22 protein-coding genes are annotated in these 21,939 nt (G+C 71.0%); 15 read left to right on the top strand and 7 right to left on the bottom strand.

Annotation, left to right across the window (positions count from 1 at the left end; all coding sequences use genetic code 11):
* Positions 1-48 precede the first annotated feature (48 nt).
* Together AC0KTA_RS17465 and AC0KTA_RS17460 are read right to left on the bottom strand one after the other, a co-directional pair.
* On the bottom strand, positions 49-486 hold the full coding sequence (locus tag AC0KTA_RS17465) for a MarR family winged helix-turn-helix transcriptional regulator (RefSeq protein ID WP_481056457.1): 438 nt from the start codon (positions 484-486) through the stop codon (positions 49-51).
* Positions 487-572: 86 nt separating this feature from the next.
* Positions 573-1,163, bottom strand: coding sequence for a DJ-1/PfpI family protein (locus AC0KTA_RS17460; protein WP_481056038.1), 591 nt, complete (start codon positions 1,161-1,163; stop codon positions 573-575).
* Between the two features lie 196 nt (positions 1,164-1,359).
* On the opposite strand from AC0KTA_RS17460, the gene AC0KTA_RS17455 reads away from it, so the two are divergent.
* On the top strand, positions 1,360-1,995 hold the full coding sequence (locus tag AC0KTA_RS17455; RefSeq protein WP_481056037.1) for a DUF4956 domain-containing protein: 636 nt from the start codon (positions 1,360-1,362) through the stop codon (positions 1,993-1,995).
* Positions 1,992-2,789: a VTC domain-containing protein gene (locus AC0KTA_RS17450; RefSeq protein ID WP_481056036.1), complete on the top strand. Its 798-nt coding sequence runs from the start codon at positions 1,992-1,994 to the stop codon at positions 2,787-2,789. Before AC0KTA_RS17455 ends, AC0KTA_RS17450 begins: the two co-directional genes overlap by 4 nt.
* Here the strand turns inward: AC0KTA_RS17450 and AC0KTA_RS17445 are convergent.
* Positions 2,737-4,248, bottom strand: a complete 1,512-nt coding sequence (locus AC0KTA_RS17445) for an ATP-binding protein (RefSeq protein ID WP_481056035.1) — start codon at positions 4,246-4,248, stop codon at positions 2,737-2,739. The genes AC0KTA_RS17450 and AC0KTA_RS17445 overlap by 53 nt on opposite strands.
* Positions 4,248-5,039, bottom strand: coding sequence for a response regulator transcription factor (locus AC0KTA_RS17440; protein ID WP_481056034.1), 792 nt, complete (start codon positions 5,037-5,039; stop codon positions 4,248-4,250). The genes AC0KTA_RS17445 and AC0KTA_RS17440 overlap by 1 nt, the downstream gene beginning before the upstream one ends.
* A gap of 125 nt (positions 5,040-5,164) precedes the next feature.
* On the opposite strand from AC0KTA_RS17440, the gene AC0KTA_RS17435 reads away from it, so the two are divergent.
* From AC0KTA_RS17435 to AC0KTA_RS17415, 5 genes are all read left to right on the top strand, one after another.
* Positions 5,165-5,686: a hypothetical protein gene (locus AC0KTA_RS17435; protein ID WP_481056033.1), complete on the top strand. Its 522-nt coding sequence runs from the start codon at positions 5,165-5,167 to the stop codon at positions 5,684-5,686.
* Between the two features lie 271 nt (positions 5,687-5,957).
* Entirely contained in the window at positions 5,958-7,316 is a 1,359-nt protein-coding gene (locus AC0KTA_RS17430) for an aminotransferase class III-fold pyridoxal phosphate-dependent enzyme (RefSeq protein ID WP_481056032.1), read from the top strand.
* Between the two features lie 780 nt (positions 7,317-8,096).
* Positions 8,097-8,855 (top strand): GntR family transcriptional regulator, encoded by a 759-nt coding sequence (locus AC0KTA_RS17425; protein ID WP_481056031.1) that lies wholly within the window; start codon positions 8,097-8,099, stop codon positions 8,853-8,855.
* The gene (locus tag AC0KTA_RS17420; protein ID WP_481056030.1) at positions 8,852-11,290 is read left to right on the top strand and encodes a dolichyl-phosphate beta-glucosyltransferase; all 2,439 of its coding nucleotides are present in this window, start codon (positions 8,852-8,854) and stop codon (positions 11,288-11,290) included. The genes AC0KTA_RS17425 and AC0KTA_RS17420 overlap by 4 nt, the downstream gene beginning before the upstream one ends.
* Before the next feature lie 112 nt (positions 11,291-11,402).
* On the top strand, positions 11,403-12,053 hold the full coding sequence (locus AC0KTA_RS17415; protein ID WP_481056029.1) for a hypothetical protein: 651 nt from the start codon (positions 11,403-11,405) through the stop codon (positions 12,051-12,053).
* 85 nt (positions 12,054-12,138) lie between these two features.
* Here AC0KTA_RS17415 and AC0KTA_RS17410 read toward each other — a convergent pair whose 3' ends face one another.
* Positions 12,139-12,933 carry an SLATT domain-containing protein gene (locus AC0KTA_RS17410; protein WP_481056028.1) on the bottom strand — a complete coding sequence of 265 codons (795 nt, stop codon included), beginning with the start codon at positions 12,931-12,933 and terminating at the stop codon, positions 12,139-12,141.
* A 281-nt stretch (positions 12,934-13,214) separates the two neighbouring features.
* Here AC0KTA_RS17410 and AC0KTA_RS17405 point away from each other — a divergent pair, with 281 nt between their 5' ends.
* The 3 genes from AC0KTA_RS17405 (at position 13,215) to AC0KTA_RS17395 (ending at position 14,992) form a co-directional block, all read left to right on the top strand.
* Positions 13,215-13,556 carry a YbaB/EbfC family nucleoid-associated protein gene (locus AC0KTA_RS17405; RefSeq protein WP_079087076.1) on the top strand — a complete coding sequence of 114 codons (342 nt, stop codon included), beginning with the start codon at positions 13,215-13,217 and terminating at the stop codon, positions 13,554-13,556.
* A 139-nt stretch (positions 13,557-13,695) separates the two neighbouring features.
* Positions 13,696-14,295 carry a recombination mediator RecR gene (recR, locus tag AC0KTA_RS17400; RefSeq protein ID WP_016638709.1) on the top strand — a complete coding sequence of 200 codons (600 nt, stop codon included), beginning with the start codon at positions 13,696-13,698 and terminating at the stop codon, positions 14,293-14,295.
* The gene (locus tag AC0KTA_RS17395; RefSeq protein ID WP_481056027.1) at positions 14,288-14,992 is read left to right on the top strand and encodes a DUF5063 domain-containing protein; all 705 of its coding nucleotides are present in this window, start codon (positions 14,288-14,290) and stop codon (positions 14,990-14,992) included. Before recR ends, AC0KTA_RS17395 begins: the two co-directional genes overlap by 8 nt.
* A gap of 66 nt (positions 14,993-15,058) precedes the next feature.
* Here AC0KTA_RS17395 and AC0KTA_RS17390 read toward each other — a convergent pair whose 3' ends face one another.
* Both AC0KTA_RS17390 and AC0KTA_RS17385 read right to left on the bottom strand, forming a co-directional pair.
* Positions 15,059-15,631 (bottom strand): dihydrofolate reductase family protein, encoded by a 573-nt coding sequence (locus AC0KTA_RS17390; RefSeq protein ID WP_481056026.1) that lies wholly within the window; start codon positions 15,629-15,631, stop codon positions 15,059-15,061.
* Between the two features lie 543 nt (positions 15,632-16,174).
* Positions 16,175-16,960 (bottom strand): hypothetical protein, encoded by a 786-nt coding sequence (locus tag AC0KTA_RS17385; protein WP_481056025.1) that lies wholly within the window; start codon positions 16,958-16,960, stop codon positions 16,175-16,177.
* Positions 16,961-17,432: 472 nt separating this feature from the next.
* Between AC0KTA_RS17385 and AC0KTA_RS17380 the strand changes: the two genes are divergently transcribed.
* The 5 genes from AC0KTA_RS17380 (at position 17,433) to AC0KTA_RS17360 (ending at position 21,540) form a co-directional block, all read left to right on the top strand.
* Entirely contained in the window at positions 17,433-18,233 is an 801-nt protein-coding gene (locus AC0KTA_RS17380) for a hypothetical protein (protein WP_481056024.1), read from the top strand.
* 70 nt (positions 18,234-18,303) lie between these two features.
* A complete protein-coding gene (locus AC0KTA_RS17375) occupies positions 18,304-18,558 on the top strand; it encodes a type II toxin-antitoxin system VapB family antitoxin (protein ID WP_481056023.1) in 255 nt (84 codons plus the stop codon).
* The gene (locus tag AC0KTA_RS17370; RefSeq protein ID WP_481056022.1) at positions 18,555-18,983 is read left to right on the top strand and encodes a PIN domain-containing protein; all 429 of its coding nucleotides are present in this window, start codon (positions 18,555-18,557) and stop codon (positions 18,981-18,983) included. The genes AC0KTA_RS17375 and AC0KTA_RS17370 overlap by 4 nt, the downstream gene beginning before the upstream one ends.
* A gap of 227 nt (positions 18,984-19,210) precedes the next feature.
* The gene (locus tag AC0KTA_RS17365; protein ID WP_481056021.1) at positions 19,211-20,482 is read left to right on the top strand and encodes an aspartate kinase; all 1,272 of its coding nucleotides are present in this window, start codon (positions 19,211-19,213) and stop codon (positions 20,480-20,482) included.
* Positions 20,479-21,540: an aspartate-semialdehyde dehydrogenase gene (locus tag AC0KTA_RS17360; protein WP_481056020.1), complete on the top strand. Its 1,062-nt coding sequence runs from the start codon at positions 20,479-20,481 to the stop codon at positions 21,538-21,540. The genes AC0KTA_RS17365 and AC0KTA_RS17360 overlap by 4 nt, the downstream gene beginning before the upstream one ends.
* Positions 21,541-21,939: the final 399 nt, after the last annotated feature.

Raw genomic sequence — 21,939 nt, 5'->3', positions numbered from 1 at the left:
ACAGACCGAGGATAGTGCGGTGGTGGGAGGGGCGGCCCGGGCTTACCTCTACGGTTCCGTAACGGCGGGCTCCAGTCCGGCGAGGGCCTCGGAGAGCCGCTCCAACGCCTGGGCGGTTTGCGTGAATTGTTCGGCGCCGAGGGCGGCTTCGAGCCGCGCGGCCAGCTCCGCGTGCCCGGGTTCGATCTTCGCGATGGCGGCCCGCCCCGCGTCGGTGGGGCGCAGCAGCTTGGCGCGGCGGTGCGCCGGGTTCGGTACGTACTCGGCGAGCCCGCGCCGCACGAGGAGGTCGGCCACGCGCTGCACGCTCTGCCGGGTGATGCCCATGGCGCGGGCGATCCCGGCGACGGGCAGGGGTTCGCGCAGGACGGCGCCCAGGACCTGCCACCAGGCGGCGGTGAGCCCGGCCGGCCTGGCCAGCTCCTCCGAGACGGAGAGGAACTGGCCGTTGAGCCGGAAGACGCCGAGCGCGGTGCGGCTGAGCAGGTCCTGCGCGGCGCGGTCGCTGTCGGCGGGGCGCTCCCCGCCGCCGGGGCGGTCGCCGTCGGCCGGGCGCCCCTGTGCCTGCCCGCTCACGACGCGAGGGTCTCGTACGCCGTCGGGTCCGAGTCGTGGAACAGCCGGTACCAGGCGTCCAGCTTCTCGCCCTCGAACGCGCCCATCCGCTTGAGGACTTCGCGCGCGAAGGCCACGGGCTCGGTGGGCCCCGCCGTGATCAGGTCGCCGTCGGTGACGGCGTCGGACTCGACGTACCGCCCGGCGCCCTTGTAGCCCGTCGCGTCCAGGTACATCGGCACCGCGCTGGTGTGCGCGCGGTCGTCGAGCAGGCCCTCCCGGGCGAGCCCGGCCGTGGCGCCGCAGATCGCGGCCACCGGCACGCCGGCGTCGAGGAAGGAGCGGGCCGCGCGGGCGAAGGGGGCGAGCGAGTCGCCCGTGTCCCACAGGTCGGCGCCCGGCAGGATCAGCAGCTCGCTGTCCTCGGGGCGCAGCTCGTCGAGGGTCAGGTCCGGCTGGATGCGGACGCCGCCGGTGGTGGTGACGGGCTCGCGGGTGGTGGCGACGGTGCGGAGCTCGTGTCCGGCGCGGGCCAGATACGCCGTGGCGTACCCGGTCTCCCAGTCGGCGAGGGTGCCGTAGACGGCGAGGTGGACGGTCCGGCTCATGATGGCCTCCTTGGGTATGTCAGTATCCTGTCGTATAGACAGCATGCTGTCAATGGATGGACAGGGGCTGTACCGGCGGATGTGCCGGTGGCTGCGTCGATGGCTGTGGCGGTGGCTGCGCCGGTAGCTGCGCCGGTGGCTGTGCTTAACGTCCGTCGGCGGTGCCCTTAACCTGCCCGTCCCTAGCGTCCCGGTCATGGACAGCACACATCCCCTGAACCTGGCCGCCCACCTGGGCGTCGACCTGCTCGCCGTGGCGCTGCTCACCTTCGGTGTCTTCTATCCGCGCCACCGCAGGCGTGAGCTCGTGCCCGCGTATCTCGCCCTGAACGTCGCGCTGTTCGCGGTCGTCGCGGCGCTCGGCGAGGTGAAGAGCGGCGGCGGGCTCGCGCTCGGGTTCGGGCTCTTCGGGGTGCTCTCGATCGTGCGGCTGCGCTCGGACGCCCTGCGGCACAGCGAGGTGGCGTACTACTTCATCACCCTCGTCCTCGGCCTGCTCTGCGGGCTGCCCGGCCTGCCCCTCGGGGTGGCCGCCGCGCTCGCCGCGGTGCTGCTGCTCGTGATGTACGTCGCCGACCATCCGCGCCTGTTCGCGGGGGACCGCCGCGCCCTGGTGACCCTCGACGCCGTGTACCGCGAGGAGGACGCGCTCCGTGCCGAACTGGCCCGGCGGCTCGGCGAACCCCTCGGCTGGACGGTCCAGGAGGTCGACTACGTACGGGACCTCATGGTGCTGGAAGTCCGCTTCCGGCAGCCGGAACCAATGCCGCACGATGGGGAGTTCGCACGAGTGACCCCGCCGTCCCCGCCGTACGCCAAGGAGGCCGCGTGAAACCCGCCGTACGCGCCCTGAGCCGCGCCGCACTGGCCGCCCACCCCGTCTCCCTCGACGAGCTGAACGCCCGCGCGGAGCTGCTCGCCCGCTACGACAACAGCTATCTGGTCCCCGTGGAGATCTTCGAGGACTTCGCGGCGCTGCTCACCGACCCGCGCCGGCCCTGCGGCGCGTTCCGTGCGCTGAGCATCGGCGGCCGCCGCTCGTTCGGCTACCACTCGACGTACTACGACACCCCCGCCCTGCACACGTACCACGACCACCGCCAGGGCCGAAGACTGCGCTACCGCGTCCGTGAGCGGGTCTATCAGGACAGCGGGGAGCGGCAGTTCGAGATCAAGCTGAAGACGGGGCGCGGCGAGACCGTCAAGCACCGGCAGCGGATGTCGGGCGCGGACCACGCCCTCGACGACACCCGGCGCGGTTTCCTGGCCGGGGTGCTGCGCGGCTCGTACGGCATCGAGGCCCCCGTCGGCCTCGCTCCCTCCCTCGTCACCGACTACCGCCGCGCCACGTTCGTCGCCGACGGGCAGCGGGTGACGTGCGACGCGGCGCTGGTGGTACGGGACGTGGCGACGGGCCGCACGGTCGCGGCCGACGGCGGGCTCGTCCTCGTCGAGACGAAGACGCGGGGCCGCCTGACGGAGGCCGACCGCGTGCTGCACCGCTATGGCCTGCGCGCCGCCGAATTCACCAAGTACTGCGGCGGCTTCGCGGCCGTCCGCCCCGACCTCGGCGTCAACCGGTGGGCGCGGGCGGTGCGGACGGTGTTCCCGCGAGCGGGAAGGTGAGCGTCACGCGGGTCGGCCCGCTCGCGATCGCGAAGCCGCCGCCCGCGTCCTCGGCGGTACGCCGCGCGATGTCGAGCCCGAGCCCGGTGGACCCGCCCCCGCTGGCGCCCCGGGCGGCGGCCGCCGGACACCCGTCCGGGAACCCCGGCCCGTCATCGGCCACGGTGAGCCGGGCACGCCCGTCGCCCGTGACCTCGACGCTGATCCGGAAGGCGGTGCCTTGGGGGGTGTGATCGAGCACGTTCCCGATGAGGGCATCTAGAGCGGCGGAGAGGTCGTCCGGGGGGACGGGGACGAGAACGGGTTCGACGGTGCCTTGTTCTGTTCCCTGCGGTGGGCGGCTCGCCGGTTCCGGTTCCGGTTGCCCGCTGTGGGCAGTCGTTCCGCAGGGCGGAACCCGACCCAAAGAGAGCCCAGGCCGACGGGGCGCTTGATGTGGGGGGTGACCAAGGCCTACGGCGTCAACCGTAAGCGCACGTCCCTGGTCCTCGGCCAACGGGAGCCAGAACGCCCCACGTTCCCGCGCCACGGCGGCAAGATCAGCGCAGGCCGACCCGCGCAGGGGCAACCGAGCCCGACGGATCACGTCGTCCACACTGCGCTCCAGCGCGGACACATCCTCGGCGATCCGCCGAGCCTCCCCGGAATCCCGCAAGGTCTCCGCGTCCAGCCGCAACGCGGCAACCGGCGTACGCAGCCGATGCGCGAGATCGGCGGCATTCTCACGGGCATTCTCCCGCTCCGCGGTGAGCAGCTCGTCGATCCGCCCGGCAAGCCGGTTCAACTCGCCCGCGACAAGGCGGAGTTCGGGCGGCCCATCGGGCACGGCCCGAGCCGTGAGGTCCCCGGCGGCAAGCCGGTCGGCGGTGCGGGCAAGCCCCCGCGTCGCCCCCACGAGCCGCGCCCCGAGCCGATCGGCGAGCAGCAACCCGAGCAGCACAAGCCCGACGCCGATCCCGGCCAGCACGAGCCACGACGTGAGCGTCCCCGCATACAACTGCTTCTCGGTCAGGGTGACTTGGACGACGGCCGTACCGTCGGCGGCGCCGTGCACGGGGACGAGGACCTGCCGCCCGCCGGTGGAGGGTTCGTAGGTGAAGGCACGGCCGGTGCGGGCGAGACGGATGGCGTCGGACACGTGACCACGACGCTCACCGCCGCTCCTGTCGCCGCCGCCACCCGCACCGGGCCCGACCACGGTCCCGTCGGCGAGGACGAGCGAAGTCCGCGGCAGCCCGCTCCCGTTGACCCCGGCGACGGTCTGCTCGGCGGTGGGCCGCTCCGCGTCCGAGGCGAGCGCGGGCCCGATCGCGTGCGCCACCCACTGCGCGCGGGCGGTGGCCTCGGCGGTGGCGCGGTCGGCGGCATGACTGCGGGTGAGGAGGGTGAGCGGGACGAGCAGGGCGGTGAGGACGAGCGCGGTGGTGGCGGCGGTGAGCAGCAGCAACCGGCGACGCATCAGACGGCTCCGTCGCCGGTGTCACCCTCGGTCTCCGGGTCAGGGTCAGGGCCAGGGGCCGGAGCGGGAGCAGGAGCGGCGGCAGAGGTCGGGTCCGAGGCGGAGGACCGGGCGTCCGGCGCCGCCAGTTTGACGCCGACCGTGCGCACGGTGTGCAGATAGCGCGGGGCCTGGGCCGTCTCGCCCAGCTTCCGCCGCAGCCACGACAGATGGACGTCGACCGTCTTGTCGGCGCCGCCGAGCGGCTGGTGCCAGACCTCCGCGAGGAGTTCGCGGCGGGAGACGACCTGCCCGGCGTGGCGCGCGAGATGGGCGAGCAGGTCGAATTCGCGGGGCGTGAGCTCGACCGGGACCCCGTCGAGGGCGACCTCACGGGCGGCGGGATCGACGCACAGCCCGCCCACCCGCAGCGGCACCTCGCCCTCGCCCCCGCCGACGCGCCGCAGCACCGCCTTCACCCGGGCATCCAACTGCGCGGCGCCGAACGGCTTCACGATGTAGTCGTCGGCCCCGTCGCCGAGGAGGGCCACCATCTCCGGCTCCTCGTCGCGCGCGGTCGCCACGATGACGGGTACGTCGCTGACCGCCCGCAGCATCCGCAGCACCTGCGCCCCGTCCACGTCGGGCAGTCCGAGGTCGAGCACGACGAGGTCGGGCCGGTGCGTCACCGCCGCGTCGAGCCCCGTCATGCCGGTGGGCGCGGTCGCGACGGCGTGGCCCCTGTCGCGCAGGGCGCGGACGAGGGCGCCGCGCAGCTGGGGGTCGTCCTCCACGACGAGCAGGTGGGCCATGGTGGCCACGGTAGCCAGGGATTGGCTCCGAATTCGCCGGGGGTTCACGTCGGAGTGCGGTGCGGGGGCCGACCTTAACCGGGCCCTTAACCGGACGTTAGGAAACCGTGCGGGACAGTGGCCTCATGGGGAAGTGGCAGGGAGCCGTGGTGACGGCGGTGTGGGTGGCCGCGGGCACGGCGGCGGGGGCGCTGGGCGCCTGGCAGTTGGCGAGCGCTGACTCTGGCGGGGCCGCCCATAGCAGGCCCTTGGACGAGGGGGCCGTGCGGCGGGCGCTGGCGGACACCCCGAACGCCCCGTCGGCTTCCCCCTCCCCGACTCGTACTCCTGCCCCCTCTGGCTCTCCCCCTCCCTCCCGTTCGGGCTCGGCCGAGCCGACGCGACGGGCCGTCGAACGGTCGACGGTCCGCTTCACCGGCGGCACGGCGACGGTGGAGTGCCGCCCCGACGGCACCGTCCGCCTGATCTCCTGGAGCCCGGCCGACGGCTACCACATAGACGACGACGTCACCCGCGGCCCGGCCGCCACGGCCCGCCTGGAGGCCGAGGCCAACGACGACGACGAACGGGACGACCTGACGTACGAGATCCACTGCACCCCGAACGGCCCACGCGCCCGAGCCATACCCGAGCCGGACGACGACTGACTGCCTGTTCCCCTCCCCGCTGACGACTGACTGTCTGTTCCCGTTCCCCGCTGTGGGCAGTCGTGCCGCAGGGCGGCACGGGTGGGCACAGCCCACGCCGACAGTGCCGTGTTGTGTGCGGAGGGGCATGCAAGGGCCGGCGCCCCAGGCCCAGAGAAGGCGCCCCCGCCCGAGGAAGGCGCCCCCGCCCGACAGAATGTCGCGTTCCCGGCGAGTCGCCAGACAGGACGCCCATGTCCCGTCCACGGAGTGGACATCTACCCTCGGCGGCATGACCCCTCAGCCAAACCCGCAGCTCGGCGCAGCCGTCTCCGCGGCGGACCGCGCACACGTGTTCCACTCCTGGTCGGCCCAGGAGCTCATCGCCCCGCTCGCCGTCGCCGGCGCGGAAGGCTCGTACTTCTGGGACTACGAGGGCAACCGGTACCTCGACTTCACCAGCGGACTCGTCTACACGAACATCGGCTACCAGCACCCGAAGGTCGTCGCCGCGATCCAGGAGCAGGCCGCGACGATGACCACGTTCGCGCCCGCCTTCGCCCTGGAGGCCCGCAGCGAGGCCGCCCGCCTCATCGCCGAGCGCACCCCCGGCGACCTGGACAAGATCTTCTTCACCAACGGCGGCGCCGAGGCCGTGGAGAACGCCACCCGCATGGCCCGGCTGCACACGGGCCGCCCCAAGGTGCTCTCCGCGTACCGCTCGTACCACGGCGCCACCGCCGCCGCGATCAACCTCACCGGCGACCCGCGCCGCTGGCCGTCCGACACCGCGTCGGCGGGCGTCGTGCACTTCTGGGCGCCGTTCCTGTACCGCTCGCCGTTCTACTCCGAGAACGAGACGCAGGAGTGCGAGCGGGCCCTCCAGCACCTCGAGGACACCATCGCCTTCGAGGGCCCCGCCACGATCGCCGCGATCATCCTGGAGACGGTCCCCGGCACCGCCGGGATCATGACCCCGCCGCCCGGCTACCTCGCGGGCGTCCGCGAGCTGTGCGACCGGCACGGGATCGTCCTCGTCCTCGACGAGGTCATGGCGGGCTTCGGGCGTACGGGCAAGTGGTTCGCCGTGGACCACTTCGACGGGGTCGTGCCCGATCTGCTGACCTTCGCCAAGGGCGTGAACTCCGGGTACGTGCCGCTCGGCGGCGTCGCGATCTCCGGCGCCATCGCCGAGACGTTCGCCCGGCGGCCCTACCCGGGCGGGCTCACCTACTCCGGGCACCCGCTGGCCTGCGCCGCCGCCGTCGCGACGATCAACGTCATGGCGGACGAGGGGGTCGTGGAGCACGCGGCGCGTCTGGGCGAGGAGGTGGTGGGTCCCGGCCTCCGCGAGCTCGCCGCGCGCCACCCCTCCGTGGGGGAGGTGCGAGGGCTCGGCATGTTCTGGGCCCTGGAGCTCGTACGGGACCGTGAGACCCGTGAGCCGCTGGTTCCCTACAACGCGGCCGGCGAGGCGAACGCGCCCATGGTGGCGTTCGGGGCCGCCGCGAAGGCGAATGGCCTCTGGCCCTTCATCAACATGAACCGTACGCATGTGGTGCCGCCGTGCAACATCTCGGAGCCCGACCTGAAGGCCGGCCTCGCGGCCCTCGACACGGCCCTGGACGCCGCGGACGCCCACACCGTCTGACCCCGGGGCCCCTTCCCCGCCGCTCCGCGGCGGATTTCTCTCCCACCCGCCCACCCGTTTCCAGGCACAGCCCGTTCCACGCCGGCACAGGGGCCCGACCTCACTTTCCAGCACAGGCGGGCGTGCGCCCCGGTGCCACGAAGGTTTGCCCGGCGTCGCCGAGGTGGGTGGGTGGCTGGGGCGCCGCCCTACCCCGCCGCTCCGCGGCGGATTCTCTCCCACCCGCCCACCCGTTTCCAGCAACAATCCGTTCCACGCCGGCACGGGCGCCCGGCCCCAGCTTCCAGCACGGGCGGCCGGGCGCACCGGTGCCACGAGGGCTTGTCCGGCGTCGCCGAGGCGGGTGGGTGGGATCGACAACGCGACCAACCACTGCCCCCGCGCTGCGAGCAGCGGTGCCGCCAGCCCTCCCGGACGGCCGCTGCTCCCGCAGTGGGCAGTCGACCCACCCGGCGATCCCCACCCGCAGCCGTATCGACCGTCCCTCGCTGTGGGCAGTCGTGCCGCAGGGCGGCACGGGTGGGCACAGCCCCAGGCCGACGGGAGCCTTCCGGTAGGGGGTGAGGCGGACAAAGCCCCCGGCCCACGGGACCCCTCCGGTCGGCCCCGCCCCGCCGCCCCGCGGCACCGGTGACCCCGGTCACGGGGTGGGGGAACCCCGACCGCGTAGTCTGACGTGCTCGTAAGCGACCAGAGCGACCAGGACGTGCCCACGTCCGCCCAAGACGCCCACGTCAGCGAAAAGCCCACGTCAGAGAGAAGCGTAGGGGGACACCCACCATGCCCGGACCCGACGGCCCGGCCGTCATCCGCAGCACCCTGCGCCAGCAGATCGCCGACGCCCTGCGCGACGAGATCCTCGCGGGCCGCCTCGTGCCGGGCCAGGAGTTCACGGTGAAGGAGATAGCCGACCAGTACGGCGTCTCCGCGACCCCGGTCCGCGAGGCGCTGGTGAACCTGGCGGCTCAGGGCCTCCTGGACTCCGACCAGCACCGCGGCTTCCGCGTGCACGAGCACACCCTCGACGACTACCGCGGCATGATCCAGGCCCGCGGCCTCATCGCGGACGCCATCTTCCGCGAGGTGGCGACGACGTCCGCGCACGACGCCGTACCGACGGCCTGTTTCGTCTCCGTACGCCGCCGCGGCGAGGAGGCGGCCCGCGCGGCCGCGGCCGGCGACCTGACCGTCCTCATCGGCTACGACCTGCGCTTCTGGCGCGAGCTGAGCGCCCTGTTCGGCAACGCCTACCTCTCCGACTTCCTGCACCGCCTGCGCGTCCAGTCCTGGGTCTGCGCGGTCCCGCACCTGCGCCGCGAGGCCGACCGCGGCGGCGGTCTGCGCGGCCGCCTCTGGTGCCGGCACACCGACCTGGTGGAGGCCCTGACCCGCCGCGACGCGGTCCTCGCGCACGCCATCGTCGCCGAGTACAACGCACACTCCCTGGACCTCGTCGAAACCCTCGCCGCCGCCGACGCCCCCGCCGACGCCGGCACTCCTCCCGCCGCCGACCAGGACGAGCCCCAGGCCCCCGCATGACCGTCGATCTGTCCATCGTCATCCCCGCCTACAACGAGGAACGCCGCCTCGCCCCCACCCTGGACGCCATCCGCGCCCACCTCGACGCGGGGCAGGAACAGCCGCACTGGGAGCTGATCGTCGTCGACGACGGCTCCACCGACCGCACGGCCGACATCGCCGCCGAGGCCGCCGCCGCGGACCCCCGCATCCAGCTGCTCCGCGGCGGCCGCAACCGCGGCAAGGGCCACGCCCTGCGCCAGGGCGTCCTCGCCTCGTACGGCCGCCGCGTCCTGGTCACCGACGCCGACCTGGCCGCGCCGATCGAGGAGCTGGAGGCCCTGGAGAAGGCCCTCGCCGACGGGCACACCGCCGCCGTCGGCTCCCGGGCGCGGCCGGGCGCGACGATCGGCGTGCACCAGCACCGGCTGCGCGAACTGCTCGGCCGGGGCGGCAACTTCCTGATACGCACGGTCGCCGTCCCCGGAATCCGTGACACCCAGTGCGGCTTCAAGCTCTTCGACGGCGACCGTGCCCGCGCGGCGTTCGCCGCGTCCCGGCTCAGCGGCTGGGGGATCGACGTCGAGATCCTGCACCACTTCCACCGGCAGGGCTGGCCCGTCGCGGAGGTCCCGGTGCGCTGGTCGCACCAGGAGGGCTCCAAGGTCCGCCCGAGCGACTACGTACGCGTACTCGCCGAGGTCACTTCGCTCAGGGCCCGTGCGATACGCCGTGCCGATCTCCTTGTCGCCGCGCTCTTCCTCGCCTTCGCCACCGTGCTGTACTCGGCCCGCTGGATATCCCCCGACCACCGCTACCTCCCGCACGCCCTCCAGGACCAGAACCAGTGGGAGTGGTTCTTCGAGGTCACGGCCCACAACATCGGCCACCTCCAGAACCCGCTCTTCACGGACCTGCAGAACGCCCCGGACGGCGTGAACCTCATGGCCAACACGGTCATGCTCGGCCTGTCCGTCCCGCTCGCGCCCGTCACCTGGCTGCTCGGCCCGGCCGTCAGCCTCAATCTGGCGATGACGGCCGGCCTGGCCGCGACGGCCTTCGCCTGGTACTGGCTGATCGTCCGGCGTCTCGTACGCCACCCGGGAGCCGCCGCCCTCGGCGCGGCCCTCGCCGCCTTCGCGCCGCCGATGATCAGCCACGCGCACGCGCACCCGAACTTCATCGTCCTGTTCATGATCCCGCTGATCATCGACCGGGCGCTGCGGCTGTGCGAGGGGCGGCGCGTCGTACGGAACGGGGTGATCCTCGGGCTCTTCGCGACGTACCAGATCTTCCTCGGCGAGGAGCCGCTGCTGCTCGCCGTGATGGGGATGGTGCTGTTCACGGCGGCGTACGCGGTGGTGCGCCGCGATGTCGCGCGGGCGGCGTGGCGGCCGCTGGCGCGCGGCATCGGCATCGCCCTCGCGGTCTGCCTGCCTCTGATCGCCTTCCCCCTCTGGTGGCAGTTCTTCGGGCCGCAGAGCTACAAGAGCGTGCTGCACGGCGACAACGCGGGCAACAGCCCGCTCGCCCTGCTGTCCTTCGCCGAGCGCTCGCTGGCCGGCAACGAGGAGACCGCGTCCTCGCTGTCCATGAACCCCACCGAGCAGAACGCCTTCTACGGCTGGCCGCTCGTCGTCCTGGCCTTCCTGATCGTGGTGTGGCTGTGGCGGCACGCGGCCGTGAAGGCGCTGGCGTTCACGGCGGTCGCGGCGGCGTTCCTGTCGCTCGGGCCGAAGTTCCGCATTCCGCTGACCGACGTGGTGCTTTCCGGGCCGTGGGCGCTGCTCTCCGACCGGCCGCTGTTCGAGTCGGTCATCGAGTCGCGGGTCGCGATGGTGTGCGCGCCCGCGCTGGGGATGCTGGTGGCCCTTGCGGTGGGGCGGTTGGTGGCGCGGGGGGCCGAGGGGCGGCCGGTGTGGGGGAGGCCCTTCCGGTACGCGGGACTCGCGGCCGTCGCCCTCGCCCTCCTGCCCGTCTTCCCGCTGCCCCTGAAGGCCGTCGACCGGACCGAGGTGCCCGCGTTCATCGCCGACGGGACGTGGCGGCGGTACGTCGACACCGACGCCGGCGAGACCCTCGTACCGGTGCCGCTGCCCGATCCCGCCTACGCCGAGGCCCTGCACTGGCAGACAGACGCCGACCTGGGATTCCGGCTGCCCGGCGGCTACTTCAACGGGCCCTGGGGCCCGGACCGCGTCGGCATCTACGGCGCCTCGCCGCGCAACACCTCCAACCTGCTGCGGGACGTGCGCAATTCGGGGCGGACCGTGCGGATCACCGACGCCTGGCGCAACGCGGCCCGCGTGGACCTGCGGTTCTGGAACGCGGGCGTCCTGGTGCTCGCGCCGCAGCCGGGCGACGCGGCGCTGCGATCGACGGTCGACGACCTCCTTGGACAGCGCGCAAAGTGGGTAGACGGGGTGTGGATCTGGGACGTGCACGGGGGAGGCTGAGCGGGCCCCGGTGCCACTACGCTGCCGGAACGACACGCACGGTAGCTACGTACGTTGGAATTCCTTCACGGACCCCTTCACGGAACCCATTCACCGACCCTAGGAGCATTTCTTGGCCTGCGATTTGTGGCTGGTCCCGCTCGTCGACGTGCTGTGCCACAGCCCCGACAACCCCTTCGCCGAGGAACTCGCCTCGTACGACAAGGCGTTGGGGGAGGCGGGGCTGCCGACGGTGCCCGTGTACGCGTACATGCCGGGGCTCTCCGGTGACGTGGCCCCGGTCGCGGGGTTCGACTACGACGCGCTGCATTTCCTGCGGCGCGCCTATCTGCTGAAGATCTGCGGCCTCGAGGTCACGCCCGTCGACGAGCTGGGCGGGGACTACGAACAGCTCCTGGAGATGTTCGACTCGACGGCCCAGCAGTCACATCTCGTCTGGCACTACGACCACGCGGGTGCGTACGTCCCCGTGGACTTCCCGGCGCCGCTGTCCAACGACGAACTCCTCGCCGGCGGGGGCCCGCTCGGCTCCTCCCAGGCCCTCCTCCGCGAGCTGGAGTTCGTGGCCCCCTCCATCGGCATAGACCCGGCGAACCCCCCACTCCCCCCGGCACCGCCCCAGGCCCCCACCACCCTGGAAGAACCGGCGATCCCCGCGCCACCGGACCCGAGCCCGTTCGCCCGCGAACGCCACGTATGGCTGGGCCTGCACGCAGCGACGACCAGATCCCTGGCCCAAGGCTCCATGATCATCTACAGCTAGGCGACTGTTTCGGTACCCGCTGTGGGCAGGCGTTCCGCACGGCGGAACGGGTGGGCACAGCCCAGGCCGACGGAGCCGTTACGGCTCACCTGGGCTCAGGCGGCCGCTGTCGAGGCATGTTCGGCCGCGCCCCGGGCGGCAACGGGAACCGCCCGGGGCCGCCCCCACCCTCGCGGCCATGCCCAGAAGCCCCGCCGGGCACCGCGGCCTGCATCAGCAACGGCGCGGGCCCCGCCCGAAACTCCACCATCCAGTCGGCCGTCTCGGCCCGCACCAACTCCGTCACGTCTTCGGAGAAGCGCCGCAGCACCCCGAGACACCGCTCGGCCGCCTCACTGGCGGTCCCCTCCGTGGGCCCGAGCACCTCCCGCACACTCTCCGACGCCCAGTCGAACTGCAGCACCTGCAACCGCCGCTGCACGGCCTGCGCGGTGGCGACATCCCGCATCCACCCGGAGGTGAGCCCGAAGAACCGGTCGCACCCCGCACACGCCACCCCGGCGAGCAGCGACACGAACCCCCACGGCGCCAGGTCCCCCACACCTCCCGCGAGATCGAGCAGCGGCAGCACCCCCGCCCCCACGGCCCCCACCGCGGCCCCGCCCCGCAGCAGCCGCGCCCCGAGCCGTTTCCGCGTCCGGTCCCGCAGATACCACCCGGCGGTTTCGAGCGCCCCCTGCTCCACCCACCGGTACAGCTCGTCGAGCCGCTCCGCGGGCTCCCCCCAGTCGCCGAGCGGGAACAACCGGCTCACCAGGTCACCAGGCGCCGCCCCGGCCGACGCCCCCGCGCCGTCCCCGTTCCCGTCCCCGCCCTGGGGCACCCCCTCAGGCTGCATCTCCGGCTGGTGGCTCACCCGGCACTCCCTCGGCTTCCGCATAAGTGACGCAACGTAATGGATGGTGCCTCTGCGCGGCACCAGTCCTACCGCCCAATGGGTGGCTATGCGGCAGTTTTCGCGGCTTTTCCGCCCGGAAGGGTCGCTTGATCAGGTATAGGAGCGGGCGAGATCTCACCCGAACGAGTGGCGACCGGAGTGCTGGGGCGAGGGCACCCCCGACCACGTAGGCTCGTGGCTGACGGGGAAAACCCCCGCCATACGGACCATAAGAACGCCGTACCGAACCATTAAGAACCGACGTACCGAACCAGGAGCTGATCGTGATTCCCGGTGGTGGCCAGCCCAATATGCAGCAGTTGCTCCAGCAGGCCCAGAAGATGCAGCAGGACCTCGCCGCGGCGCAGGAGGAGCTGGCGCGGACGGAGGTCGACGGGCAGGCGGGCGGTGGCCTCGTCAAGGCGACGGTCACCGGCTCCGGCGAGCTGCGTGGCCTGGTGATCGACCCGAAGGCGGTGGACCCGGAAGACACCGAGACCCTCGCGGACCTGGTGGTCGCGGCGGTGCAGGCGGCGAACGAGAACGCCCAGGCGCTCCAGCAGCAGAAGCTGGGCCCGCTCGCCCAGGGCCTGGGCGGCGGCGGCATCCCCGGCCTGCCGTTCTAGCCGCGGTTCCCTTCTAAGTAAGCCGACGGCCAACTACGGTACGTACAAAAGCTCCCTGAGCCCCGAAGACTGAAGACAGACGAGATCCGGAAGCCGGCATCGGAGACGGGACCGGCGACCGGAAACAGGAAGGCATTCCGTGTACGAAGGCGTGGTCCAGGACCTCATCGACGAACTGGGCAGGCTGCCCGGCGTCGGTCCCAAGAGCGCGCAGCGGATCGCCTTCCACATCCTCCAGGCCGAGCCCACGGACGTGCGCCGCCTTGCGCACGCCCTCCTTGAGGTCAAGGACAAGGTCCGCTTCTGCGCGACCTGCGGGAACGTCGCGCAGGAAGAGCTGTGCAACATCTGCCGCGACCCGCGCCGCGACCCCTCGGTGATCTGCGTGGTCGAAGAGCCCAAGGATGTCGTCGCGATCGAGCGGACCCGAGAGTTCCGCGGTCGCTACCACGTCCTCGGCGGCGCGATCAGCCCGATCGAAGGCGTGGGCCCGGACGATCTGCGCATACGAGAACTCCTCGCCAGGCTCGCCGACGGCACGGTCACGGAGCTGATCCTGGCCACCGACCCGAACCTGGAGGGCGAGGCCACGGCGACGTACCTCGCGCGCATGATCAAGCCGATGGGCCTGAAAGTCACCCGCCTGGCCAGCGGACTCCCTGTCGGGGGAGATCTGGAATACGCGGACGAGGTCACCCTGGGCCGCGCTTTCGAGGGGAGACGACTCCTAGATGTCTAAGTCACCTGAGGCACAGATGTCCCGGCCGCCCGAGACACCCCAGCCCAAGCTGCTGCACTCCGTGAGCCAGGACCCCGACGACTTCGCGGTCCAGATCTCGGACCAGATCGAGAGCTTCATCGTGGCCGTGACGGAGGTGGCCAAGGGCGACGAGCCGGACTCGGCGGTCCCCTTCCTCCTCCTGGAGGTCTCCCAGCTCCTGCTCGCGGGCGGCCGCCTGGGCGCGCACGAGGACATCGTCCCCGACGAGCGCTACGAGCCGGACCTCGGCCCGGAGGCGGACGTCGACGACCTCCGCGAGAGCCTCGCCGCCCTCCTGGACCCCATCGACGTCTACTCCGAAGTCTTCGATCCGTACGAGCCGCGCAAGGCCCCCGTCGCCTGCCGCATCTCCGACGACCTCGCGGACGTCGTCACCGACCTCCGGCACGGCCTCGCCCACTACCGCGAGGGCCGTACCACGGAGGCCCTGTGGTGGTGGCAGTTCTCCTACTTCTCCAACTGGGGCTCCACCGCCTCCGCGGCCCTGCGCGCCCTCCAGTCCCTGGTCGCCCACGTCCGCCTGAACCAGCCCCTGGAAGACCTCGACGGCCTGGACACCGACGAGGACCTCTCCGAGGACGCCCTCGCGGAGGTGGCGGGCCAGGTCATGGCGGAGGAGATCGCGGAACCGCTGGGGATCAGGCCGGGAAAGTAGCCGAAGCAGCCGACGCAGCCGAGGGACGCAGCAGTCGAGGGACGCGGCAGTCGGCGGACGCGACGGTCAGCGGACGACGTCGAAGACGTTCTTCTGCAGGCCGTTGGCGTACGCCTCGTGCTCGACGAGCTTCAGCTTCTGGGTGTCCTTGTCCGTGCTGCTGAAGAGCCGCTTGCCCGCGCCGAGCAGGAGCGGGAAGACGAGCAGGTGGTAGCGGTCGATCAGGCCGGCGTCCGAGAGGGACTGGTTCAGGGAGGCGCTGCCGTGGACGATGATCGGGCCGCCCTCGGTCTCCTTCAGCGCGGCGACGTCGTCGAGTGAGCGCAGGATCGTCGTCTCGCCCCAGTTCGCCACCAGGTCGTCCTCGGTGAGGGTGGTGGACACGACGTACTTCGGCATCACCTTGTACTCGGCGAACTCCTCCATGCCGGGCCACACCGGGCTGAACGCCTGGTAGCTCACCCGGCCGAGCAGCATCGCGGAGGCTTCGCTCTGCTCACGGCCCTTGATCTCGTACGCCTCGGGCAGGAACTCGACGTCCTTGAAGGTCCACCCCGAGTTCCGGTAGCCGGGCTCGCCGCCCGGGGCCTCGACGACGCCGTCGAGGGAGACGAAGGCGGTGCTGATCAGGGTGCGCATGTCAGGTTCCTCAATGTCTCGGTCCGGAGGATGCCCGGATCTGGTATCCGGACCTGGTGTCCGGACCCGGTGTCCGGGCTTCCGTTCATGATCTCTGAGTACTCAGACCGCGCACGACCGCAAAACTCATCGGTCCTCGCCAGCTCCGCCCTCGCCTCCTTCTTCCTCCTACCTCTGTCACCCACTATCGATGATCTGCCTGTGCCGCCGCCTGTGACCGCAAGGCGCGGACCACCTGGGCGGCCGGCGGCCCCTGAGCGTGACGCGCGCTGAATCGCCTGGTGAGCGTGGAGTCCTCGCCACTGCGGAAAAGGGCATCGCACTCTTCGCAGACGTACCAGCGCGCGGGGAGGGCGACGGGCGCACCCTCCGGTCGGTCGCCGCTGATCGCGTAGGACCAGGTCACGTCGTGAGTGCCGCAGAATCCGCACGTCTGGTTCTGCCAGACGGGGCCTTCCTCAGCTGCGTCCGGGTGCGAGGAGAAAGTGCCACGGAACTCGGTCATGAGAGGCTCCAGACGGAATGCGACAGCTGCGCGGCTTCCTAGTCACCAGTGCCGGTGGCGGGCGCCAGCCTCCACGTGCCATCGTACTGACGGATGTCCCAGCCCCGGTACTTGACGGTGACGACCACGGGGTAGCCCGGCCAGTTCACGTGGTAGGCCATCATCGGGAACTTCGCGTACTGGGTCTCACTGGCCCCGAAGCGACGAATGAGTTCGTCGTTGTAGGTGCCGACCGACTCGTTGACGGGGTCGTCCTCGTAGTAGCCGTCCGCGTCGCTCTCGTGGGTGTTGCAGGTGTGGTCCTTCTGCCTGGGGACATTGACTCCGCACCAGTACTCATAGCGGAAGGAGTAGGGGTCGCCGTAGATGTACGAGGTGTGGATCCCCATGTTCCAGTTGGTCGACGAGCCTCCGTAGAGGGTCTCTCGCATCTGGATTTTGACAGCGGCGATTTCCCGGCACTGCCCGTCTTGGCACTGATTCAGACCGGCTTTGCCTTCGTCCGAGCGATAGTGGAAGTCGTCTCGCTTGTTGAAGCCGTGGAGGGTGTGCCCACGAGGCGTGTCCGTCTTTACGCCCGGCCGGTCCGTACGCGTCGTGGTCACGCTTCCGGACTGTGCGGCCTCCCGCGCTTCTCCGGGTGACCCGTCCTTCGCCGGAGTCGTGGTGACCTTGCCGGTGTCGACGCGCGTCAGGACGGCGGAGCCGTCTTCGAAGGTGAACTCGGTCTGGTACCAGGTGTCCTGGGACTCGCTGGAGGAGGCGTTCCCTGACGAGGGGATGCCGACGACCAGTGTGGTCGCCGCTGCACAGGCTGCGATCATGAGGTGTGTACGCCGTTGCTTCCGTAACCAACTCATGCTTTCTCCTGGAGGATCGGCGTTCTTGGTTGCTGGAGCACAGTGCGGACCCGGCCGCTTCTTGAGGCTGGGGTGCTCAGCGTTACACCGGATCTCATGTGGGGGCCACCTGTTCGACCGACTCTGTCCGAGAACGACACGCGCCGAAGCTCCCCGCCGGGGCCGGCGCCGCCAGGCCCAGATGATCTAGGCAACTTGGCTGGTTTGCAGGGGAGTTCTCCGCAGGTCGGCCCGGAGCCGCGGCAAAGAAACGGCCCCGGCCGGTGCGCCAACACCGGTACCGAGGCCTAGCCCTACGGATCGAGGACATTCGATCGTGGCTTACGCCAACCTTAGTGCTGCTCTGCCGTCCCCGTCCCACCCCATGGCCAAAACGGGTTACGGCAAACGCCCCGCGGGTGACGAACCCCCGCACGCAGACGCAGACTTCGCACACTTGGCCACCCGCGAGGCCGAACTCGCGGCGTTCATCGACCAACTGCCCACCGGCGCGGCGATGGGTCACAAGGTCATCGCGGCCGAGCATCCGCGCTACGGCCAGCAGGCCGTCCGTACGTCGATGGGCCGCCTGACCGACGCGGGCCACCTCCGCTGGATCAAGGAACACCTCACCGCCGAGGACAACTCGATGCGCTGGGTGACCAGGACGTACTGGTCACGGAAGCGCAGGTCCGCGGAGTGGTGGGCGGAGTTCGTACGGGCCCGTCACGGCCGTGACGTAACGCACGACTACCGGCCGGGCCTGGCCCGGGTGACGTCACCGGAGCCGGAGCGGGCGCCAGGGGCGGGGCCTGCGGCCGACCCGGCACCGGCACCGGAAGCCGGGCGCGCGCAGGTCGCCGAACGCGGGGCCCCCGACCCCGGCGCGGCCCACCACGTCCTCGCCCAACTCCGCAACGCGGACCCCCGACTGGCGCTCTCCGACGCCGAATGCAGGGCGCTCGCGCCCCGCGCCGCCGAGTGGCTGGCGCGCGGTGCGACGCCAACCGAGCTCACCCATGCCCTGACGGCCGGACTACCGGACACCGTCAGCAACCCGGGCGGCTTCGCCCGCAACCGATTGGAGATCAAGATGCCCCCCAAGAGGACCAAGGCCGACGGCGCCCCGCTGCGGGCCGTCGTGACCCGGGCCATCGAGATGTGTCCGCTCTGCGAGGAGGACGAGCGGACCGTGCGGATCGTCAACGGCATCTGCGAGGAGTGCCGCGAGGAGATGGCGTCGAACGGGGATGCCTGACGGTCTCGCCCCCGGGCCCGCAGTGGGCCTGAAACCAGAAGCAAGCACACCTATCGTTGGAGGTAGTCCCATGACCGCAGTGAGTCCGCATGTCGAAAGGGGGCCGGACGTGGCCCGCGTGACCATCGAGATGGACGAAGACTTCCTGGCGGACCTGCGCAAGATCGTCGATGTGGCGACGAACGAGGAGGCGGTGAAGGAAGCCGCGATGCGGCTGGCGAAGCTTCAGCGCCGCCGCGAGTTCGCCGACGCCATCAAGTCGGGCGAGATCGACTTGATGTACGACGTCCGGGACCAGCCCGAAGAGGGGGCGACGGAGGCATGAGCAAGCGATACCTCGTCGACAAGTCCGCCCTCGCGCGCTGGGGCCAGCCGGCCGTGGCCGCGGTCCTCGACCCTCTCCTGGAAGACGGCCTCCTGTGCGTCTCGGGCGCTGTACACCTGGAGACCATGTACTCGGCGCGTGACGCCCAGCACGCTCGACGCCTCGAGCACTTCCTCCGGGGCTTCGACTATCTGCACTGCCCCGACGAAGTCTGGGACGCAGCCATCGAGACCCAGGACAAGGCGATCAACAAGGGCAACCACCGCGCCCTGTCCCTCGCGGACTTAGTCATCGCCGCCACCGCGCAGCGCCATCGCGTAACAGTCCTCCACTACGACGATGACTACGACCAGATCGCCGATCTGACCGGCCACGCCGGGCGCTGGGTGGTCGAGCGGGGCGCGGCGGACCCGTCCGCCGTGTGACCGGGGCCGGGGCTCCCGCCATGTGAGCCACCCCACTTTCCGGAGTGCGCCCGTCCGGAGCGGGCAGGCAGTCCGTCGGGCGGCCGGAGGACAAGGAGCCACCGTGTTGATCAAGGCGTGAGCGGGACATCTCACGATCTGATACTCGCGGGGCGGATTTCGGCCGCTCGTTAGACTGAGCCGACCGCAGCAGTGCGGTAAGAGACGTAACTGAGCGAGGAGCGCACGTGGGCCTTGTCGTGCAGAAGTACGGAGGCTCCTCCGTAGCCGATGCCGAGGGCATCAAGCGGGTCGCCAAGAGGATTGTCGACGCCAAGAAGAACGGCCATCAGGTCGTTGTCGTGGTGTCCGCGATGGGTGACACGACGGATGAGCTGATCGATCTCGCCGGACAGGTATCGCCGATTCCTGCCGGGCGTGAATTCGACATGCTGCTGACCGCCGGAGAGCGGATCTCCATGGCATTGCTGGCCATGGCGATCAAAAACCTGGGGCACGAGGCCCAGTCGTTCACCGGCAGCCAGGCCGGGGTCATCACCGACTCGGTCCACAACAAAGCGCGGATCATCGATGTCACCCCCGGGCGGATCCGGACCTCGATCGACGAGGGCAATATCGCCATCGTCGCCGGGTTCCAGGGCGTCAGCCAGGAGGGCAAGAACATCACCACGCTGGGCCGTGGCGGTTCCGACACCACGGCCGTGGCCCTCGCCGCCGCTCTCGACGCGGAGGTCTGCGAGATCTATACCGATGTCGACGGTGTCTTCACCGCCGACCCCCGGGTGGTGAAGAAGGCCCGGAAGATCGACTGGATCAGCTTCGAGGACATGCTGGAGCTCGCCAGCTCCGGGTCCAAGGTGCTGCTCCACCGCTGCGTGGAGTACGCCCGCCGTTACAACATCCCGATTCACGTGCGCTCGTCCTTCAGCGGACTGCAGGGCACATGGGTCAGCAACGAACCGCAAGGGGACCGCAAGGTGGAGCAGGCCATCATCTCCGGTGTCGCGCACGACACGTCCGAGGCGAAGATCACGGTCGTGGGCGTCCCGGACAAGCCGGGCGAGGCCGCCTCGATCTTCCGGGCCATCGCCGACGCCCAGGTCAACATCGACATGGTCGTACAGAACGTCTCGGCCGCTTCGACGGGCCTGACGGACATTTCCTTCACGCTGCCGAAGACCGAGGGCCCCAAGGCCATGGAGGCCCTGGAGAAGACCAAGGCCGGCGTCGGTTTCGACTCTCTTCGGTACGACGACCAGATCGCGAAGATCTCGCTCGTCGGCGCCGGAATGAAGACCAACCCCGGTGTCACGGCGACCTTCTTCGAGGCGCTCAGCGACGCGGGCGTGAACATCGAGCTGATCTCGACTTCGGAGATCCGTATTTCCGTCGTCACGCGCGCCGATGACGTCAATGAGGCCGTTCGGGCCGTGCACAGCGCCTTCGGGCTCGACTCGGACTCCGACGAGGCCGTGGTCTATGGAGGCACCGGGCGATGAACCGCAAGCCGACGCTCGCGGTCGTCGGAGCGACCGGGGCCGTCGGCGCGGTGATGCTCCAGATCCTGTCGCAGCACGCCGACATCTGGGGCGAGATCAAACTCGTCGCCGCTCCGCGCTCGGCCGGCCGCAAGCTGGCCGTGCGCGGAGCGGAGGTCGAGGTCCTCGCGCTGAGCGAGGACGTCTTCGACGGCGTCGACGTCGCCATGTTCGACGTGCCGGACGAGGTGGCCGCCCAGTGGGCGCCCGTCGCCGCGTCCAAGGGCGTCGTCGTGGTCGACAACTCGGCCGCCTTCCGGATGGACCCGGACGTGCCGCTGGTCGTCCCCGAGGTCAACCCGCACGCCGCGCGCGTACGCCCCCGCGGCATCGTCGCCAACCCCAACTGCACCACCCTGTCGATGATCGTCGCCCTCGGCGCCCTGCACGCCGAGTTCGGCCTGCGCGAGCTGATCGTCTCCTCGTACCAGGCCGTGAGCGGCGCCGGGCGGGACGGCGTCGACACGCTGCGGCGGCAGCTCAGGCTGGTGGCGGGGACCGAGCTCGGCACCAGCCCCGGTGACGTACGCCGCGCCGTCGGTGACGACACCGGGCCCTTCCCCGAGCCCGTCGCGCTGAACGTCGTGCCCTGGGCCGGGACCCTGCGCGACGACGGGTGGTCGTCGGAGGAGATGAAGGTCAGGGAAGAGTCCCGGAAGATCCTCGGGCTTCCCGACCTGAAGGTTGCGGCCACCTGCGTGCGCGTGCCCGTCGTCACCACCCACTCGATGACCGTCCACGCGCGCTTCGAGGACGAGGTGACCGTCGCGCGCGCCCGCGAGATCCTGGCGACCGCGCCGGGCGTCGTGCTCTTCGACGACCCCGCCGCCGGCGAGTTCCCCACACCCGCCGACGCCACGGGCACCGACCCGACCTGGGTCGGACGGCTGCGCCGCGCCCTGGACGACCCGACGGCCCTCGAACTCTTCGTCTGCGGGGACAACTTGCGCAAGGGCGCCGCCCTGAACACGGTGCAGATCGCGGAGTTGGTGGCCGGGGAGTTCGTGAACGGTGGCTGACGGCGGCGGCCCGCGGTGGCTGACAGCGGTGGCTGATGGTGGCCGACAGTCGTCGGCGGAGGCTCTGCTTCCGGCTCCCGGGGCGGAACGCGTCGTAGGAACTGTGTAAATTCTGTGTCCAATCTGATGGTCCAGACCGCTTGAACTGGGGCGTCTCCGCGTTCGAAGATTCGGCTTCTGTGCGCTGCAACCGCGGCGGCGCAGCGCGCGTCTTCGCCGTCGCCCTCCCTTGGGCGGCCCGAGGTGCTGCGAAAAATTGGGGCATAGGGGAAGAGCTGGTACGCATGGGGGCTTTTGATGCATCGTCGCGAGCGGTTCCCGCGACCGCGACGCACGCCACAAGCACGGCGTCCGCGGCATGCACGGGGCGGGCGATGCGATACGCCACACCCGACGCGT

The organism is Streptomyces sp. Y309 (genome assembly GCF_056712025.1).
This window is presented reverse-complemented; position numbering and strand designations above follow the sequence as displayed.

Excerpts from the sequence above, each read along its gene's own strand:
- AC0KTA_RS17410 (WP_481056028.1), bottom strand. The coding sequence starts at position 12,933 with ATGCGGAAGCCGAGGGAGTGCCGGGTGAGCCACCAGCCGGAGATGCAG.
- AC0KTA_RS17460 (WP_481056038.1), bottom strand. The coding sequence starts at position 1,163 with ATGAGCCGGACCGTCCACCTCGCCGTCTACGGCACCCTCGCCGACTGG.
- AC0KTA_RS17360 (WP_481056020.1), top strand. The coding sequence starts at position 20,479 with ATGAACCGCAAGCCGACGCTCGCGGTCGTCGGAGCGACCGGGGCCGTC.
- AC0KTA_RS17430 (WP_481056032.1), top strand. The coding sequence starts at position 5,958 with ATGACCCCTCAGCCAAACCCGCAGCTCGGCGCAGCCGTCTCCGCGGCG.
- AC0KTA_RS17440 (WP_481056034.1), bottom strand. The coding sequence starts at position 5,039 with ATGGCCCACCTGCTCGTCGTGGAGGACGACCCCCAGCTGCGCGGCGCC.
- AC0KTA_RS17445 (WP_481056035.1), bottom strand. The coding sequence starts at position 4,248 with ATGCGTCGCCGGTTGCTGCTGCTCACCGCCGCCACCACCGCGCTCGTC.
- AC0KTA_RS17385 (WP_481056025.1), bottom strand. The coding sequence starts at position 16,960 with ATGATCGCAGCCTGTGCAGCGGCGACCACACTGGTCGTCGGCATCCCC.
- AC0KTA_RS17435 (WP_481056033.1), top strand. The coding sequence starts at position 5,165 with ATGGGGAAGTGGCAGGGAGCCGTGGTGACGGCGGTGTGGGTGGCCGCG.
- AC0KTA_RS17370 (WP_481056022.1), top strand. The coding sequence starts at position 18,555 with ATGAGCAAGCGATACCTCGTCGACAAGTCCGCCCTCGCGCGCTGGGGC.
- AC0KTA_RS17455 (WP_481056037.1), top strand. The coding sequence starts at position 1,360 with ATGGACAGCACACATCCCCTGAACCTGGCCGCCCACCTGGGCGTCGAC.
- AC0KTA_RS17425 (WP_481056031.1), top strand. The coding sequence starts at position 8,097 with ATGCCCGGACCCGACGGCCCGGCCGTCATCCGCAGCACCCTGCGCCAG.
- AC0KTA_RS17420 (WP_481056030.1), top strand. The coding sequence starts at position 8,852 with ATGACCGTCGATCTGTCCATCGTCATCCCCGCCTACAACGAGGAACGC.
- AC0KTA_RS17395 (WP_481056027.1), top strand. The coding sequence starts at position 14,288 with ATGTCTAAGTCACCTGAGGCACAGATGTCCCGGCCGCCCGAGACACCC.
- AC0KTA_RS17375 (WP_481056023.1), top strand. The coding sequence starts at position 18,304 with ATGACCGCAGTGAGTCCGCATGTCGAAAGGGGGCCGGACGTGGCCCGC.
- AC0KTA_RS17390 (WP_481056026.1), bottom strand. The coding sequence starts at position 15,631 with ATGCGCACCCTGATCAGCACCGCCTTCGTCTCCCTCGACGGCGTCGTC.